Origin of the sequence: Pseudomonas fluorescens, assembly GCF_902497625.1 — a bacterium.
Taxonomy (GTDB): Bacteria; Pseudomonadota; Gammaproteobacteria; order Pseudomonadales; family Pseudomonadaceae; genus Aquipseudomonas; species Aquipseudomonas fluorescens_BQ.
The window spans coordinates 190,945-207,140 of sequence record NZ_CABVGX010000002.1 but is presented as its reverse complement, the minus strand read 5'-3'; the positions used below and the strand labels follow the sequence as shown (position 1 = coordinate 207,140).

18 protein-coding genes are annotated in these 16,196 nt (G+C 58.7%); 12 read left to right on the top strand and 6 right to left on the bottom strand.

From position 1 onward, the window contains the following. Window positions 1-176: 176 nt before the first annotated feature. Together F8N12_RS02325 and mqo are read right to left on the bottom strand one after the other, a co-directional pair. The gene (locus F8N12_RS02325; protein ID WP_150578987.1) at window positions 177-386 is read right to left on the bottom strand and encodes a hypothetical protein; all 210 of its coding nucleotides are present in this window, start codon (window positions 384-386) and stop codon (window positions 177-179) included. Window positions 387-635: 249 nt separating this feature from the next. Then, window positions 636-2,282 carry a malate dehydrogenase (quinone) gene (mqo, locus tag F8N12_RS02320; protein WP_150578986.1) on the bottom strand — a complete coding sequence of 549 codons (1,647 nt, stop codon included), beginning with the start codon at window positions 2,280-2,282 and terminating at the stop codon, window positions 636-638. A gap of 383 nt (window positions 2,283-2,665) precedes the next feature. Here mqo and ilvD point away from each other — a divergent pair, with 383 nt between their 5' ends. Continuing rightward, complete coding sequence (gene ilvD / locus F8N12_RS02315) at window positions 2,666-4,348, top strand: dihydroxy-acid dehydratase (RefSeq protein WP_150578985.1); 1,683 nt, start codon at window positions 2,666-2,668, stop codon at window positions 4,346-4,348. A 256-nt stretch (window positions 4,349-4,604) separates the two neighbouring features. Further along, window positions 4,605-5,126: a superoxide dismutase family protein gene (gene sodC, locus F8N12_RS02310; protein ID WP_150578984.1), complete on the top strand. Its 522-nt coding sequence runs from the start codon at window positions 4,605-4,607 to the stop codon at window positions 5,124-5,126. A gap of 24 nt (window positions 5,127-5,150) precedes the next feature. Here sodC and F8N12_RS02305 read toward each other — a convergent pair whose 3' ends face one another. Beyond that, a complete protein-coding gene (locus F8N12_RS02305) occupies window positions 5,151-5,909 on the bottom strand; it encodes a DUF72 domain-containing protein (RefSeq protein WP_150578983.1) in 759 nt (252 codons plus the stop codon). Then, window positions 5,906-6,337, bottom strand: coding sequence for a DNA methylase (locus F8N12_RS02300; protein WP_150578982.1), 432 nt, complete (start codon window positions 6,335-6,337; stop codon window positions 5,906-5,908). Before F8N12_RS02300 ends, F8N12_RS02305 begins: the two co-directional genes overlap by 4 nt. Before the next feature lie 158 nt (window positions 6,338-6,495). On the opposite strand from F8N12_RS02300, the gene F8N12_RS02295 reads away from it, so the two are divergent. Together F8N12_RS02295 and F8N12_RS02290 are read left to right on the top strand one after the other, a co-directional pair. Beyond that, window positions 6,496-6,927 (top strand): nuclear transport factor 2 family protein, encoded by a 432-nt coding sequence (locus F8N12_RS02295; RefSeq protein WP_150578981.1) that lies wholly within the window; start codon window positions 6,496-6,498, stop codon window positions 6,925-6,927. Window positions 6,928-7,042: 115 nt separating this feature from the next. Further along, a complete protein-coding gene (locus tag F8N12_RS02290; RefSeq protein WP_150578980.1) occupies window positions 7,043-7,471 on the top strand; it encodes a nuclear transport factor 2 family protein in 429 nt (142 codons plus the stop codon). A gap of 63 nt (window positions 7,472-7,534) precedes the next feature. Here F8N12_RS02290 and F8N12_RS02285 read toward each other — a convergent pair whose 3' ends face one another. Beyond that, on the bottom strand, window positions 7,535-8,533 hold the full coding sequence (locus F8N12_RS02285) for a bile acid:sodium symporter family protein (protein ID WP_150578979.1): 999 nt from the start codon (window positions 8,531-8,533) through the stop codon (window positions 7,535-7,537). A gap of 204 nt (window positions 8,534-8,737) precedes the next feature. On the opposite strand from F8N12_RS02285, the gene chrA reads away from it, so the two are divergent. The 8 genes from chrA (at window position 8,738) to F8N12_RS02245 (ending at window position 15,690) form a co-directional block, all read left to right on the top strand. After that, window positions 8,738-9,937: a chromate efflux transporter gene (gene chrA, locus F8N12_RS02280; protein ID WP_150578978.1), complete on the top strand. Its 1,200-nt coding sequence runs from the start codon at window positions 8,738-8,740 to the stop codon at window positions 9,935-9,937. Between the two features lie 116 nt (window positions 9,938-10,053). Next, complete coding sequence (locus tag F8N12_RS02275; protein ID WP_150578977.1) at window positions 10,054-10,404, top strand: DUF6152 family protein; 351 nt, start codon at window positions 10,054-10,056, stop codon at window positions 10,402-10,404. Further along, on the top strand, window positions 10,404-10,907 hold the full coding sequence (locus F8N12_RS02270; RefSeq protein ID WP_150578976.1) for a DUF6644 family protein: 504 nt from the start codon (window positions 10,404-10,406) through the stop codon (window positions 10,905-10,907). Before F8N12_RS02275 ends, F8N12_RS02270 begins: the two co-directional genes overlap by 1 nt. 182 nt (window positions 10,908-11,089) lie before the next feature. After that, a complete protein-coding gene (locus F8N12_RS27755; protein ID WP_224787660.1) occupies window positions 11,090-11,494 on the top strand; it encodes a hypothetical protein in 405 nt (134 codons plus the stop codon). Window positions 11,495-11,667: 173 nt separating this feature from the next. Further along, window positions 11,668-13,191, top strand: coding sequence for a sensor histidine kinase (locus F8N12_RS02260; protein ID WP_150578975.1), 1,524 nt, complete (start codon window positions 11,668-11,670; stop codon window positions 13,189-13,191). After that, the gene (locus F8N12_RS02255; RefSeq protein WP_191623095.1) at window positions 13,188-13,832 is read left to right on the top strand and encodes a response regulator transcription factor; all 645 of its coding nucleotides are present in this window, start codon (window positions 13,188-13,190) and stop codon (window positions 13,830-13,832) included. Before F8N12_RS02260 ends, F8N12_RS02255 begins: the two co-directional genes overlap by 4 nt. Before the next feature lie 104 nt (window positions 13,833-13,936). Then, a complete protein-coding gene (locus F8N12_RS02250; protein ID WP_150578974.1) occupies window positions 13,937-14,311 on the top strand; it encodes a response regulator transcription factor in 375 nt (124 codons plus the stop codon). Between the two features lie 176 nt (window positions 14,312-14,487). Continuing rightward, window positions 14,488-15,690, top strand: a complete 1,203-nt coding sequence (locus tag F8N12_RS02245; protein WP_150578973.1) for an NAD(P)/FAD-dependent oxidoreductase — start codon at window positions 14,488-14,490, stop codon at window positions 15,688-15,690. Window positions 15,691-15,922: 232 nt separating this feature from the next. Here F8N12_RS02245 and F8N12_RS02240 read toward each other — a convergent pair whose 3' ends face one another. Then, window positions 15,923-16,144, bottom strand: coding sequence for a hypothetical protein (locus F8N12_RS02240; RefSeq protein WP_150578972.1), 222 nt, complete (start codon window positions 16,142-16,144; stop codon window positions 15,923-15,925). Window positions 16,145-16,196: the final 52 nt, after the last annotated feature.

Genomic DNA, 16,196 nt, shown 5'->3' with positions numbered 1-16,196 from the left:
CAACACCAAAAATCCACCAAGGAATATCGACATCTTGGCCATCGCTGCCTCCTGCTTCTGAAAGAGCTGCCAGTGTGAGCCACTGGCCGCGAGCGGAACAGATGCAGGTCAAGCGAAAAAATACGGATCAGCCACAGCTTATTGACGTTGCGACCATGCCATAAGGTCGGTGATTCTCACTCTGGAACCGGGGTCAATACCGGGTCAGGTGAGTTGAGAAATTCGTTCCACCCTTCACAGGCATTGTGATGCCGCAAGGTCGCCTCCTCCCACGCCGGGCCTGAAACACATCGGGATGAGACCAGCACCATCATTCCCATCGTCGCGGCGTCCATTTCGATCAGCAGTTCGTGAGATTTGATCCTGAAGTCTTCGATTGAAATCATTGAAATGTCCCCCAGCGGAATACACCGCCATCGAAGAGCAAGTGCTCCTCAAACTGTCGAGTTGTGCAAGATGAAAAAAATTCAGGTGAACTGACCGCCGGTTGGCGAGTTTGGCTTGGTGGTAAGGCTCGGGTTGAAAAACCTGGCATTGAGTTCACAAGCGCCATATCGGTTCTGGCGATTGACGCCATTCGCAAAAAAGCCCGCTGACCGTCACCGGTTCAGCGGGCTTTCGAACAACTCGACTATTTACAGAGCCATATCACTCGAAGCATTAGCCTTCGGAGCCTGGGGCGCTTCAGTCGGTGCAGCGGCCGGAGCCACTGCCTGATCGATGGCCGGTGGCGGAGTCAGTTCCAGCACCTTGGCGGTGTAGGCCCACTCTTGCGCCACCTTCTCAGGATTGCCGTTCAGCTGCGTGCCGTAGCTCGGCACGATCTGGTGCAGCTTTTCCTGCCAGGCCGGCGATGCAACCTTGTCCTTGAACACTTTCTGCAGCACGGTCAGCATGATTGGCGCCGCGGTCGAGGCACCCGGCGAAGCGCCCAGCAGACCGGCAATCGAACCGTCAGCGGAAGCGACGATCTCGGTACCCAGTTTCAGCACGCCACCGGCTTCTTCATCACGCTTGATGATCTGCACACGCTGGCCGGCTTGCCACAGGCGCCAATCTTCAGCTTTGGCGTTCGGGAAGTATTCTTTCAAGGCGTTGAGGCGGTCTTCATCGGACAGCATCAGCTGGCCAGCAAGGTACTCGACCAGTGGGTATTCCTTGATGCCGACCCGGGTCATTGGCCACACGTTGTGCGTGGTGGTAGTGCTCAACAGGTCAAGGTAGGAACCTTCCTTGAGGAATTTGGTGCTGAAGGTGGCGAACGGGCCAAACAGGATGACGCGCTTGCCGTCCAGAACCCGGGTGTCCAGATGCGGAACCGACATCGGTGGTGCGCCAACCGACGCTTTACCGTAAGCCTTGGCCAGGTGTTGCTGGGCGATGGTCGGGTTTTCGGTCACCAGGAACGAGCCGCCCACCGGGAAGCCTGCGTATTCCTTGGCTTCAGGAATGCCGGACTTCTGCAGCAAATGCAGTGCACCGCCGCCCGCGCCGATGAAAACGAACTTGGCGTCGGTTTCGGACTTGCTGCCGTCTTTCAGGTTTTTGTAGCTGACGCGCCAGGTACCGTCGTCGTTCTTGGTGATGTCCTGCACTTCGCTGGACAGCTTCAAGTCGAACTTCGGGGTGGTTTGCAGGTGCGCGACGAACTGGCGGGTGATTTCGCCGAAGTTGACGTCGGTGCCGATCGGCGACCAGGTGGCTGCGATTTTCTGGTTCGGGTCACGCCCTTCCATCATCAGCGGAACCCACTTCTTGATCACAGCCGGGTCTTCGGAGTATTGCATGCCGGCGAACAGCGGGCTCGCTTGCAGGGCTTCGTAACGTTTTTTCAGGAACTTGATGTTGTCGTCGCCCCACACGAAGCTCATGTGCGGTGTGGAGTTGATGAACGAACGCGGATTTTTCAGCACGCCCTGTTGAACCTGCCAGGCCCAGAATTGACGGGAGATCTGAAACGCTTCGTTGATTTCAACGGCTTTCGGGATCTGAACGTTGCCCTTGTCGTCTTCCGGGGTGTAGTTCAACTCGGCCAGTGCGGAGTGACCGGTACCGGCGTTGTTCCAGCCGTTGGAGCTTTCCTGGGCGACGCCGTCGAGGCGCTCGATCATTTCCATCGAAGTGCCGGGTTCCAGCTCATTCAGCCAGACGCCGAGCGTGGCGCTCATGATGCCGCCGCCGATCAGCAGGACATCAACTTTCTTTGCCTCTTCCGCCTGAGCGGAAGTGATCCCCATCGACAAAGCCAGCCCCAACAGGGCCGTGTTCATTTTTCTAAACATCTGTTGCACCTATGATAAAACGCCATCCGCCCTGCCGTACTCATGACGAGGCCCTCGTTTCACGGCATTCAGGCAGGATGTCGTGGGGCAGCGTCAAAAATCGGAGGGGTGGGCACACAAGGCCGACGTGTTGATCGACCTCAATTTATATGTCCCTGCTGAACTGACTTTTTATCGTTTTTGGCCTCAGCTACTTGAGCGACAGTGATTCTGCTGGCGCGTCTCGAAGACACGCTAACTGAATAGGTCAAACCAAGTTGTTGCAAAGAATATCACGACAAGGCAAACCCGCGCGTCTGTTCCCGACTTGATAGTCCGGGCATGCGTAACGACCGCCTCTATACTGAGCTTTGATTTGCGCGACATAACGGTGAGTAAAAGTCATGAGCGAGAACGATCAGCTACGCAAGTATTCCTCTCAAGTAGTCGACGGAATCGAGCGCGCACCCGGGCGCGCCATGCTGCGGGCCGTCGGCTTCACCGACGAGGATTTCAAGAAGCCGCAGATCGGCATTGCCTCGACCTGGGCGATGGTCACGCCGTGCAACATGCACATCGACAAGCTGGCGCAGGAAGCTGAAAAAGGTGCCAATGCCGCCGGCGCCAAGGGCGTCATCTTTAACACCATCACCATTTCCGACGGCATCGCCAACGGCACTGAAGGCATGAAATATTCGCTGGTGTCGCGCGAGGTGATTGCTGATTCGATCGAAGTGGTTGCCGGGTGTGAAGGTTTCGATGGCCTGGTCACCGTCGGTGGTTGCGACAAGAACATGCCGGGCTGCCTGATCGGCATGGCACGCCTCAACCGCCCTTCCATCTTCGTCTACGGCGGAACGATCCGCCCGGGCGCCGGCCACACCGACATCATTTCGGTGTTCGAAGCAGTGGGCCAGCAAGCGCGCGGCGACATCAACGTAATCCAGGTCAGGCAGATCGAGGAAGTGGCAATTCCCGGCCCCGGCTCGTGCGGGGGTATGTACACGGCCAACACCATGGCGTCGGCTATCGAGGCGCTGGGCATGAGCCTGCCCGGATCGAGTTCGCAGGATGCCGTCGGCAGCGACAAGGCCTCGGACAGTTTTCGCGCTGGCCAGCAGGTCATGGAGCTGCTGAAGCTGGACCTCAAGCCGCGCGACATCATGACCCGCCAGGCCTTCGAGAATGCAATTCGCGTGGTCATTGCCCTCGCCGGCTCGACCAACGCCGTGCTGCATCTGCTGGCCATGGCGCATGCCGTGGATGTCGAGCTGACGCTGGACGATTTCGTCGAGCTGGGCAAAATTTCGCCGGTGGTTGCCGACCTCCGCCCCAGCGGCCAATACATGATGAGCGAATTGGTGGCCATCGGCGGTATTCAACCGCTGATGAAACGCATGCTCAACGCCGGCATGTTGCACGGCGACGTGCTGACGGTGACTGGCAAGACCCTGGCGGAAAACCTCGCCAACGTCGCTGACTACCCTGACGGTCAAGACGTTATTCTGCCGTTTGATCGGCCGGTCAAAGAGGATTCCCATCTGGTTGTGCTGCGCGGCAACCTGGCGCCCGGCGGAGCAGTGGCGAAAATCACCGGCAAGGAAGGCCTGCGCTTCGACGGCACCGCGCGGGTTTATCACGGTGAAGAAGGTGCATTGGCCGGCATTCTGAAGGGTGAGGTCCAGGCCGGCGATGTGATCGTGATCCGCTACGAAGGGCCAAAGGGCGGCCCGGGCATGCGCGAAATGCTCTCGCCGACGTCGGCAGTGATGGGCAAAGGGTTGGGCAAGGACGTGGCGCTGATCACTGATGGCCGATTCTCCGGCGGCTCGCATGGGTTCGTGGTCGGGCATATCACACCGGAGGCTTTCGAAGGCGGGCCGATTGCACTGATTGAAGACGGCGACAGGATCAGTATCGATGCCGAAACGCGGCAGATTACCGTGCAGGTGTCCGATGCCGAACTGGCGGAACGCAAGACCCGTTGGGTGCGGCCGGAATCGAAGTACAAGCGCGGGGTATTGGCCAAGTATGCGAAGACGGTCTCCAGTGCGTCCGAGGGGGCTGTTACTGATAAATATTTGTAGAGAGGTGTGGTCAGGGCGGACGCCATCGTGGGCAAGTCGGATCGCCGCCCGATGGCTCCTGCAGGTTCAGTGTCGAAATCATCGATCAGTCCAGTTCAAACGCGTCTGGTAACAAATACACCTCAACACCGTTAAAACTTCTGTAACCCTGATCGACTCTCACCTCTACACAGGCGATACCGACTCGCCCTGTTCGATTCATCCTCAGTTAATGCCGTCAGGCTATCAGCTTGTCCTTTCAGATCAGGAGTAACCCATGAAGCGTTCCCTATGGATTGGCGTAATCGGTTTTCTCGCGGCGGGTACTGCCCAGGCTGCGTCGCAGGAAGTATCGATGAACCTTGTCAGCGCCGACGGCGCGCCGCAAGCGATTGGCACCGTTAACGTCAGCGAGACGCCGTATGGCCTGCTGTTCACCCCGAACCTGAAATCCCTGCCGGCCGGTGTCCATGGTTTCCACGTGCACGAAAACGGCAGCTGCGAGGCGGGCACGAAGGACGGCGTCAAAGGTGCAGCGCTGGCGGCGGGCGGGCATTTCGATCCGCAGAAAACCGGCAAGCACCTGGGCCCTTATGCCGAAGGTCATATGGGCGATTTGCCGGCGGTGTACGTGACCGCCGATGGCATCGCCAACTACCCGGTGCTGGCGCCGCGCCTGAAAAAACTTTCCGAGATCAAAGGCCATGCGCTGATGATCCACGCGGGCGGCGACAACCACGCGGACATGCCAAAACCCTTGGGCGGTGGCGGCGACCGAGTGGCGTGCGGGGTGATCTGACCCGGTTGGCGCAGCGTTTAACTTTCAACAGATAGACGCTGCAGCGCTGTTCAGCAGTTGGCGCAACGTCAGCGCATTACCCAAGGCAAAGCCGCCGGCGGTGTTATCGAAAATGCACCAGGTGGCGATGCCGGCTTGCGCGCTGATGTGCGCCTGGCGGGCCAGCGCTTGCAATCGCTCCAGATCATAGTCGCTGTAATAGATACGCGGTGAGCCATGCCAGCGCCAATAGTGAATGCCCGGCCAGCCACCTGGAGCCCCACCGCCACCGATAACTGACGGATCGGCGGCCACCCGCCCCACTCGATGTTCAATCAACAGCTCTTCAGCCTGTAACCAGCTCTCATGCCGAGGCTCAAGCACCACTGCTCCAGCGTAGCGATGCCGCAATGCCTCGAAAAACCCCGTGGCGATGGCCTCCTCGTACTTCAGTGACGGCGGTAATTGCACCAACAGACACCCCAGTGAATCCCCCAGCATCGTGCACTGGAAGAGGAAATCGTCCAGCAGCTGATCGCATTCCTGCAACTGCTGAACGTGAGTAATCTGCTTGGGCATCTTCACCGAGAAGCGAAACCCCGGCGGGACCGATTGCCCCCAGCGCGCATAGGTTTGCGGCTGATGCGCTCGATAAAACGAGCTGTTGATTTCCACTGCACTCATCTGCGAGGCGTAGCGCTGCAGATGGGTGCCATGCTCGGTAAACAACGGCCAGTGTTCCCGCGGCAAATTCCAGCCGGCGCAACCGACATACACCGCTGGCCGTGCGCCAAGGCCGTTCAATAGAGCACCGCTGCAGCGTCGCGCATGAAAATTTCTACGGTCTTGGGCCCCACGCCTTCGAATTCGCTCAAGCGCTTTTCAAACGCCAAACGGTCTTCACTGGCAACGCGGATGTTGAGGATCCTGCAAGCATATTCATCAATCATTTTCCTGCTCAGATTCAACAGGCGCGCCGCTGTGGTCTCGTCGTAGCGCACATAACGCGCTTCACCCAACATCAAAACCAGTTCACGGTGAGTACAGCCTGCCAACTTGCGCGCAGTGTCGCGCGCGTGTTTCTCGACGATCACGCGGTAAGCTTGCACGGCGATGTCAGCCTGGATGCGCTTGCCCATCAGGAAGCTGGCAATAAACCACTTGAACAAGGCGCTTTCATCGTCGCGTTCGAGGGCAATGCCCAGATCGCTGGCACTGATCGTTTTGCTCATCGTCAGGCGCTCCTCCGCGAAGTCTTGACTCCATTGCTAGCTTCGAGAAAACACCGCACTGCAAGTTCGTTTTTTTATCGAGGCATGCTAGGTTGTACGACGACCGACAAGCTGGTGATGGCGGTCGTTCAGAATTAAACAACAATAAGGAAACACCCATGACAAACGTGAAAGTGCTGGTCGGTTTTCTCTGCCTTTTCAGCGGTTACGTCGCAGCAGCACCAGGCGCCGCCGTGAAGGATGTCGAGCAAGCCGTTGATCATCTGACTCAAGCGATGTTGAAAAAGAACATTCCAGAATTGAATAAGCTGACGGCCGACAACCTGACTTACGGTCACTCCAGCGGCACTATTCAAAACAAGAAGGAATTCATTGCCGACATTGAAACCGGCAAAAGTGCCTTCAAGACGCTCGAAATGCAGAAACAGACCGTCACCCTGTCTGGCGACACTGCGCTGGTGCGTAATCACTTCTCGGCCCAGGCGCTCAAAGGCACCGAAGTTGTTCCGACGGAAATCGAAAATTTCCAGATCTGGCAAAAGCAGAATGGCCAGTGGCTGCTGATAGGTCGTCAGGCATTCAGGTTCTGATTGTTGTTGCATACACAGGATGACCGTAGCCCGGACATCATCTAGTCTCTGTCCGGGTTTCAACGATCACCCTTGAACAACAACAACAACAACAACAACAACTCGGGAATAGACGATGTCAGAACTGAACCTGCACCCCGCCGCCGCTGCCACTTTGAGCCAATGGCACGAGATGATTCGCAAGGGCGACTTGCAAGCTCTCCCAGGCTTGCTCGACCCGCAAGCGGTATTCCGTTCACCGATGGCTCATACGCCCTACCCGGGTGCTCCCGTGGTCACGATGATTCTCAACACAGTGTTCAACGTCTTCGAGGATTTCCGCTATCACCGCGAGCTGGCGACGGCGGATGGTTTGAATGTGGTGCTGGAGTTCAGCGCGAAAGTTGCCGGGAAAGAATTGAAAGGAATCGACATGATCCGCTTCGATGAACAGGGAAAAATTGTCGAGTTCGAAGTAATGGTCCGTCCTCTCAGTGGCTTGCAAGCATTGGGCGAAGAAATGGGCCGTCGCCTCGGCGCCTATCTGGCGGCCAGCAAGGCCTGATCGCCAAGGCAGCGCCGGCTGAATTGGCGGCAAGCGCGATGCCCCACCTCAGCGCGAAAACCGTCAAGGATCAACCTGCGCCATCAGCTCGGGCACGGTTTCGGGACGATTGGCGAAGCGCTGCGCCAGCACTGCACAGACCATCAACTGAATCTGATGGAACAGCATCAGCGGCAGAATCAGCACGCCAATCGTGCTGCCGGCGAACAGCACTTGCGCCATGGGCACGCCGGTCGCCAGGCTTTTCTTCGAGCCGCAGAACAGGATGGTGATGCGATCCTCCTGATTGAAGCCGAACATTTTGCCCAGCACTGTTGACGCCACCAATATCAGCGTGAGCAGGATGCAGCACGCGAGCACCAGCCCGGCCAGCTGCCACGCCGGAATCAACTGCCAGATTCCCTCGTTTACTGCCTCGCTGAAAGCGCCGTACACCACCAACAGAATCGAGCCCTGATCGACAAATTTCAGCCAGCTCCTGTTGCGCCCCACCCACGCGCCGATCCAGCGTCGCGCAATCTGACCGGCAATAAACGGCAATAACAGCTGCACACTGATTTTCACAATCGCGTCCAGTGTCGAGGCACCATCGCCGTGCACGTTGAGCAACAGCGTCACCAGCAAGGGCGTGAGGAAAATCCCGAACAGACTGGACGCAGCGGCGCTGCAGATAGCCGCCGGAATATTCCCCCGGGCCAGCGAGGTAAAGGCAATCGCCGATTGCACCGTGGCCGGGAGCGCGCACAGATAGAGCATGCCCATGTACAGGTCGGCGCCGATCATCGGTGACAGCAAGGGTTTCAGTGCCAGCCCCAACAACGGAAAGAGCACGAATGTAAGGCCGAATATCAACAGGTGCAGCCGCCAGTGCCCCGCCCCGGCAATCACCGATTCACGCGATAACTTTGCCCCGTGCAGAAAAAACAGCAGGGCAATGGCGCTGTTGGTCAGCCAGCCGACACCCATGGCCACCTGGCCGCTGGCTGGCAGCAAACTGGCGATGATGACGACGGCGACCAGTGTCAGCGTGAAGTTGTCGGGGAGGAAACGTGGGCGTGTCATAAAAATGTCCGAAGTTGCCAAGGCGTGGCGACGACTGTAGCGCGACTGATGATTGCCGACTAACGCTAACAAGCCAGTGGATGTCTCTAAACGGACATACGTCAAGTGAAGAGTGCCAGGTCGTTGCCCTCTACGAACAGGCGTCGCCATGGGTAGAATGGCGATCCGCGACAGTAAGCCTGTTCGTTTCAGGAAGGCACCTGCATGACCGATTTGCGCACTGATGACCGCAATGGCTGGGCAATATTTCTGATCTTCCTGCGGCTTGGGCTGACATCCTTTGGCGGCCCAATCGCACACCTTGGCTATTTCCGCGATGAATTTGTGACACGACGGCGCTGGCTCAGCGAGCGCAGCTACGCCGACCTTGTGGCGCTGTGCCAATTCCTGCCTGGGCCGGCCAGCAGCCAGGTCGGAATCGCGCTCGGCCTGTCACGGGCGGGGTATGCCGGTGCAGTGGCTGCCTGGGCGGGGTTCACCCTGCCGTCGGCTGTCATCCTGATCCTGTTTGCCCTGGGTCTGGCGCATAACAGCAGCTTGATCACGCCCGGCGCCCTGCACGGTCTGAAAATCGTTGCCGTCGCAGTGGTTGCGCAAGCGGTCTGGGGCATGGCGCGCAGCCTGTGCACGGACGCCCTACGCGTCACCCTCATGGCCCTGGCGGCCGCCATCGTCCTGCTGCAGCCGTCCGCGTGGAGCCAGGTCGGTGTGATTGTCGCTGCCGGGGTGGGCGGCCTGCTGTTGTTCAAACCCGGGCAGGATGCCGAACATGAGCCGCTGCAAATCCCCGTCAGTCGGCGGACCGGGGCCATTTGCCTGACGCTGTTTGTCGTCCTTTTGCTGGGGTTGCCCTTACTCGCTCAATGGCTGCCTTATCAAACCGTTGCTCTGGTGGATGCGTTCTACCGGGCCGGCTCGCTGGTGTTTGGTGGCGGTCATGTAGTCTTGCCGTTGTTGCAGGCCGAGGTGGTGCCCGGTGGATGGGTCGGCGATCAAACTTTTCTTGCGGGATACGGTGCCGCCCAAGCGATGCCTGGCCCGCTGTTTACCTTCGCCGCTTTCCTGGGCGCTTCAATGAACACGGCCCCCAATGGCTGGACGGGAGGCCTGGTCTGCTTGCTGGCGATCTTCGCGCCGGCCTTCCTGCTGATAGTCGGCGCATTGCCTTTCTGGGAGCAACTGCGCCGCAACAAACGCGCGCAAGCTGCCCTGATCGGTGTCAATGCAGCAGTGGTCGGCCTTTTGCTGGCTGCGCTTTATCAACCGGTCTGGACCAGCGCCATCATCGAACCATCAGACTTTGCCTTGGCCTTGTTGGCGCTGGTAGCGCTGATGTTCTGGAAATTACCACCATGGCTGGTAGTGATGAGTTGCGCAGGCATCGGCTGGCTGTCGGGCTTGTAAGCGAACCACGCCGTCCACCACTTTTTCTGAAACACAAACCTGACGACTTGGGCCCCCTACTGAAAATCTGCCGACTATTCTTGAACGGAATCTGCGCTGAAAACAGGAGAACTGTCATGAAAGGCATACTCGGCGGCATCGCGTTGTCCGCTCTGCTGACGGCAACGGCAGCATTCGCTCATCACGGCTGGAGCGAATACGATTCCAACAACGAAATGGAGCTGAAGGGCACGATAGAAGAGACCGGTTATTCGCATCCTCACGGTTTGATCAAGCTCAAGACTACGGAAAAAACCTGGAATGTAGTGCTTGCTCCGCCGTCACGCATGGAAAACCGTGGGCTGTCGCAAGAGATGCTGAAAGTCGGGCAAATGGCGACGGTGGTTGGCTATCCCAATCGCAAAAATGCCGATGAATTGCGCGCCGAGCGCATAACCATTAACGACAAGTCCATCGAGCTGCGCTGATGCAGTCCGGTGACAGCGCCGCCGGAGCACGCTGGCTGGACTGGCTCGACGACTCGGCGCTGGGTGCGGCCATGCGTGGGGATCTGTGGCTGTACCCGCTGGTTGAAGTAATGCACATCATCGGGTTCTCGGTGCTGGTCGGCTCTGTGGCGATGTTCGATCTGCGTGTGCTTGGGCTATCCAAAGGCATCGCGGTGACGGCGCTGGCTCGCCACTTGCTGGTCTGGTCCTTGGGGGCGCTGCTGCTGATCGTACCTGCCGGGCTGATGATGTTCAGCGCTCATCCTCACGACTTCGCCAGCAACAATGTTTTCATCTTGAAACTCGGCCTGATTGCCACGGCGGGCATCAATGCCGGGCTGTTCCACGTCGGTGTATATCGCACGGTCAGCCGCTGGGATATCAACGCATCAGCGCCAGCAGTCGCCAAGGTTCAGGCGCTGTTGTCAATCGCCCTTTGGTTCTCAGTGATTTTATGCGGCCGCTTGCTGGCTTATACCTGACCCTCTCATACCAACGTATGGCGCGTTAATACCTAGATGCCCGCCCCGGACAACCTTCGCATGAGTGACGGGATTTTCAGGCCCATTAACATGCATGGATCAATGCCGGTGTTGGGACGGACTGCATTTTTGCCTGCCTGCTGGTTGCTTGAAATATCCCATGAAGTAATAAGGTGCACCTGATGAAAACACTTCAATACGCATTAGGCAGTGCGCTGCTCGCCGCCAGCGCTTTCGTCGCGATCGCCGCCCAGGCCGATGAAGCAGGAATCGGGTCCGCCAAGGGCGGTAGTCGTGCCGGTGGCGATCGCGATGCTGTCGCGCCGCTGGTGCAGCACGCGCCGGAAAAACTGGCGCCGGATCACGTTGCCGAAGGCGGCGCTGACCGTCTGCGCGAACGCCAGCTCGCCGCCGATGGCTCCGATCGCCTCAAGCAGAATCAACTCGCCGGCCACAACCCCCTGCGCGGCACCCGAGTGGCGGAAGGCGGCTCGGACCGGCTGATCGAAAATCGGCTTGCCGATGGCGGCTATGGTTACGATTCCAGCTCCGAAGTCATGCCCTACTTCTGTATCGCTTGCCGCTGAGCTCAGCGACCACCACCTCGCGCCGTCGCGCACGGCCACCCGGTGCGCATCCAAGCGGGATGCGCACATCCTGACTGGCGTTAATTCCGGGTTTTTTGTCCTGTCGGCTGACAAGCATTGCTCTTAGGATTTGCACCGTTACCAAGTTGCCCCCTGGAGGAGTGCCTGTTCGAATGATCAAAGCTGCGTTGAGCAAAAAGCACTACACCCCCGGCCAGATCACCCCGCGGCCACTGATCAGTATCAGTCACAAGCCACTGGAAAATGCCTTGGGCTGGATCATCGGTCTGGTGGTGGCGTGCGGCATCGTCATCATCAATTCGCACACCCATACCGACTACGCACCAACGATTCTTTACATCACCTTGTTGTTGATGGCTGCCAATCTATTCTCGATCAATGTGGTGATCCTCGTTGCGCTGATGTGCATCGCCCTGCTGACCGCACTGTTCGTTTATCACGGGGGATACCAGCAGTGGGAGACCACCACTGGTTTTTTCCGCTGCCTCACGGCGCTTTCGGCAATTACCTTTCTGGCGCTGCGCAGCAAATACGCGGCCGACCGCCTGCGCCACAACGAGGCCTATCTGACCGGTGCGCAACGGCTGAGCCAGACCGGCAATGTCTGCTTTTGTGCGTATATGGACCGTATTTCCTGGTCCGCCGAATCGGCGCGGATCTATGAATACCCACTGGACGAAAATCCCACGTTTGCGATGATCCTGGAGCGCACCCATCCCGATGATCGGGCACTGGCGCTGGAGGTGCTCGACAAAGCGGCGCGACACGAATCGCCGATCGAAATCCGCCACCGTCTGCTCTTGCCCGATGGCCGCATCAAACATGTGCACATGATCGCCAGCCCGCTCGACAGTCGTCACGGGCGCATCGAATACCTCGGCGCATTGCAGGACGTCACCGCCAGTAAACAGGCCGAGGAGGCGCTGTTTCGCGCTCAGTGTGAACTGGCCCACGTCGCTCGGGTGACCTCGCTGGGTGAACTGGCGGCGACCATTGCCCACGAGGTCAATCAACCGCTGACGGCCATCACCAGCAGCGGCGAAGCATGCCGACGCTGGCTCGACCGGCCGGTGCCGGACCTGGAAGAAGCACGCCAGTCGCTGGACCGGATCATCGCCAGTTCGTGCCGGGCCAGCGGCATCATCAGCCGAATCCGTGCCATGTCACGCCGCAGCGATCCGACGCGCCAGCCCGAGCCGTTCGACGACATCGTCAACGAATCGCTGAGCCTGGTGCAGCGGGAAATAGAGTTACACACCATCACTGTGATATTGGAGATGGATACACCGACGGCGATGGTCTGCGCCGACCGCGTGCAGCTGCAGCAAGTCATCATCAACCTGATCATCAATGCCGGCCAGGCGATGCAGATGCTGCCGCTCGCCGAGCGCGTGCTGCGAATCCGCACCTGGGTGGAAAACAGCAAAGTCGTGCTGGAAGTCGCCGACGGCGGTTCGGGCATTTCAGCAGACCTGCTCCCGTTCCTGTTCAACCCGTTTTTTACCACCAAGGAAAACGGCATGGGCATGGGCCTTTCGATCTGCCGCTCGATCATCGACTTCCACGGTGGGCGGATCTGGGCCAGAAGCAACGAGGGCCAGGGCACCTCATTCCTCTTTGCGTTGCCTCTGCTCGACGCAAGTCACCGTGAGCCGCTGCAGGGGACCGCTTCATGAACGAACATCACCCCATGAACAAGCCGGCACATCACGAACCGCTGGTGTACATCGTCGACGATGACGCGCCGCTGCGCGAATCCCTCGGCAGCCTGCTGCGCTCCCTTGGATTGCAAGTCAAGTTGTTCGCCTCAGTGACGGAATTCATGCAGTACGAGCGCGCCGATCTGCCCAGCTGCCTTGTTCTGGACGTACGCCTGCGCGGTATCAGCGGGCTGGACTTTCAAAATGATCTGGCAGCGGCGCACATTCATTTGCCAATCGTGTTCATGACCGGCCACGGCGACATTGCCATGACCGTGCGGGCCATGAAGGCCGGCGCGGTGGATTTTCTGTCAAAGCCCTTTCGCGAGCAGGACCTGATCGACGCGGTGTCGACGGCCCTCGCTCGCGACAAGGCGCAACGGGAGAGCCGCCGCTGCACTGATGAGTTGCGCGGGCGTTATGCGACCCTGACCCCGAGAGAGAAAACCGTGATGGCACTGGCTGCGTCGGGGTTGATGAACAAGCAGATAGCCGGTGAAATCGGCCTGAGTGAAATCACCGTGAAAATTCATCGCGGCCAGGCCATGCGCAAGATGTTCGCACGCTCTTTTGCCGATCTGGTGCGAATGGCAGAAGCACTTCGCGTCGATCAGTGAAAAAACGGTTTTATACGCACGTATGATTTTCCCGCTGACATGACGGCGTATCTTCCAGTGATATCGGGCAAAGGATGGCAGCCCGCTATCACGGGGGTACTGACATGAACGCCAACACCGTTATTTCCATCGTCGATGATGATGAATCCGTTCGAACGGCTCTGGACAGTTTATTGCGGGCCAATGGATATACCGTTCGCACCTACGCCAGCGCTGAAGCTTTTCTCTGCTCTACGGGCCCGGGCAACACCGGCTGCCTGATTTCCGACATTCAAATGCCGGGGCTATCCGGTATTCAGATGGTCGCCGTGTTGTCCGCGATGGGCCTGCGTATCCCGGTCATCTTTATTTCCGGCGACCCGAATGCCCCTGCCCAGATCAATGCAAAAGGCCAGTTGCCCATCAGATTGTTCCCCAAGCCCTTTCACTGCGGCGAGTTGATTGCCTGTATCGACGTCCTGCTTCCGTGCCATTCCTGAACAAATCCCATAATACCTTCGGATAGGTTCCCAACACCTCAGCGTGGGTGTTTCAACCCGATGTAGAAGTGCTGTCGGCGATTGACCTGAATAGAATTTACGCAGAACAACACCCCATGAACGCGTTCGCCGGATCACTTACCGGACGTGCTCAATTTTGTCTTCTGGAGATAACCGTGAAACAACACATTCTGATTATTGGTGCAGGGTTCGCTGGCGTCTGGAGTGCCTTGAGCGCGGCGCGTCTGCTCGACCAACATGATCGCAATGACGTGCGGATCACGGTGCTGGCGCCCCAGGCGGAACTGAGAATCCGGCCACGATTCTACGAAGCGGATGTGCACAAGATGATGGCCCCGCTGGACGCGTTGTTCGACGCGGTGGGCGTGCAATTCGTCCAGGGCACTGCTGACCGCATCGACCAGGGCAGCAGGCAAGTGACCTACCGTGATGCCTGCGGCACCCAAGGCACCTTGACCTTCGACCGCCTGGTGCTGGCCGCAGGCAGTCAGGTCATTCGTCCTGACTTTCCGGGCCTGGCCGAGCACGCGTTCGATGTCGATCAGATCGAAAATGCCGTTCACCTCGAAGCGCACATCAGGTCGCTGAGGGATCGCCCGGCGAGCACGGCCCGCAACACCGTGGTCGTGGCAGGCGGCGGCTTCACCGGGATAGAAACCGCAACCGAAATGCCGGCGCGCCTGCGTGCTGCGCTGGGTGATGACGCCGACATTCGTGTAATTGTTGTCGACCGCAGCCCGGGCATCGGTTCGTCAATGGGCGAAGGCATCCGCCCGTCCATCATTGAAGCTTCGCAACAGCTCGGCGTCGAATGGGTGCTCAATGCCACGGTCGCTTCGGTCGATGCCGGCGGCGTCACGCTTGCCGACGGCCAGCACATCGAATCCAGCACGGTGATCTGGACAGTTGGCGTGCGCGCCAATCCGTTGACCGAACAGGTAGACGGCACCCTTGACCCGCAGGGCCGTTTGCACGTTGACGGCCATTTGAAGGTGCTCGGCCAGGAAGCGATTTTCGCCACCGGCGACGTCGCACATGCTGTCACCGACACGCTGGGGAATCTGGCGGCGATGACCTGTCAGCACGCTATCGCCCTGGGCCGCTATGCCGGCAATAACGTTGCCGCCGATCTGCTGGGTGTCGCGCCCATGCAGTACAGCCAGCCCAAATACGTGACGTGCCTGGACCTCGGTGCCTGGGGGGCCGTCTATACCGAAGGCTGGGATCGCCAGGTGAAACTGGTCAAGCACGAAGGCAAGGAATTGAAGACGCAGATCAATAGCGTGTGGATCTACCCACCAGCCGCTGATCGCGCGATCGCCCTGGCGGCGGCTGACCCCCTGATCCCAGTGGCCTGATCTGATAATCGCTAAGTTTGCGAACCAAGGTCGCCGGGCCGCAACTCGGCAACTGCGCAGGTAACGAGCGTCGTGCATCACTGACGCTCGGCTTTATCCAGGCCAGCTCCCTCCTTGCTGCGCCGAGCCTTCCCAAACGCCCGCCACTCGATTTCTGGCGGGTTTTTTTTGTCCACTGCGCAGAGAGCTGACATTCCTGTTCGAATCAAGGTAATGGGATTGAACGCATACGCTATGTGCCGCCTTCGACTCCTTCAGTAGCATTGGCGAACGCCAGCCCTGCTTCACGAACCAGATGACGCCATTCAGCGCCATTGATTATCCCCAGCCGCTCCATTTCATCAGCCGCTTTAAGCAATTCGTCATATTGGTCCTCACAATCCATGCGGATCAGCGGTTCGTTTAAAAGCTGATACCAAGCTGCGAGGGCTTGCTGCTTCCGTTCGCTATTCATGCTCAAACTCCACCCAATGGACTGTCTCGTTTGGAAATTCACGGGGCGCGAG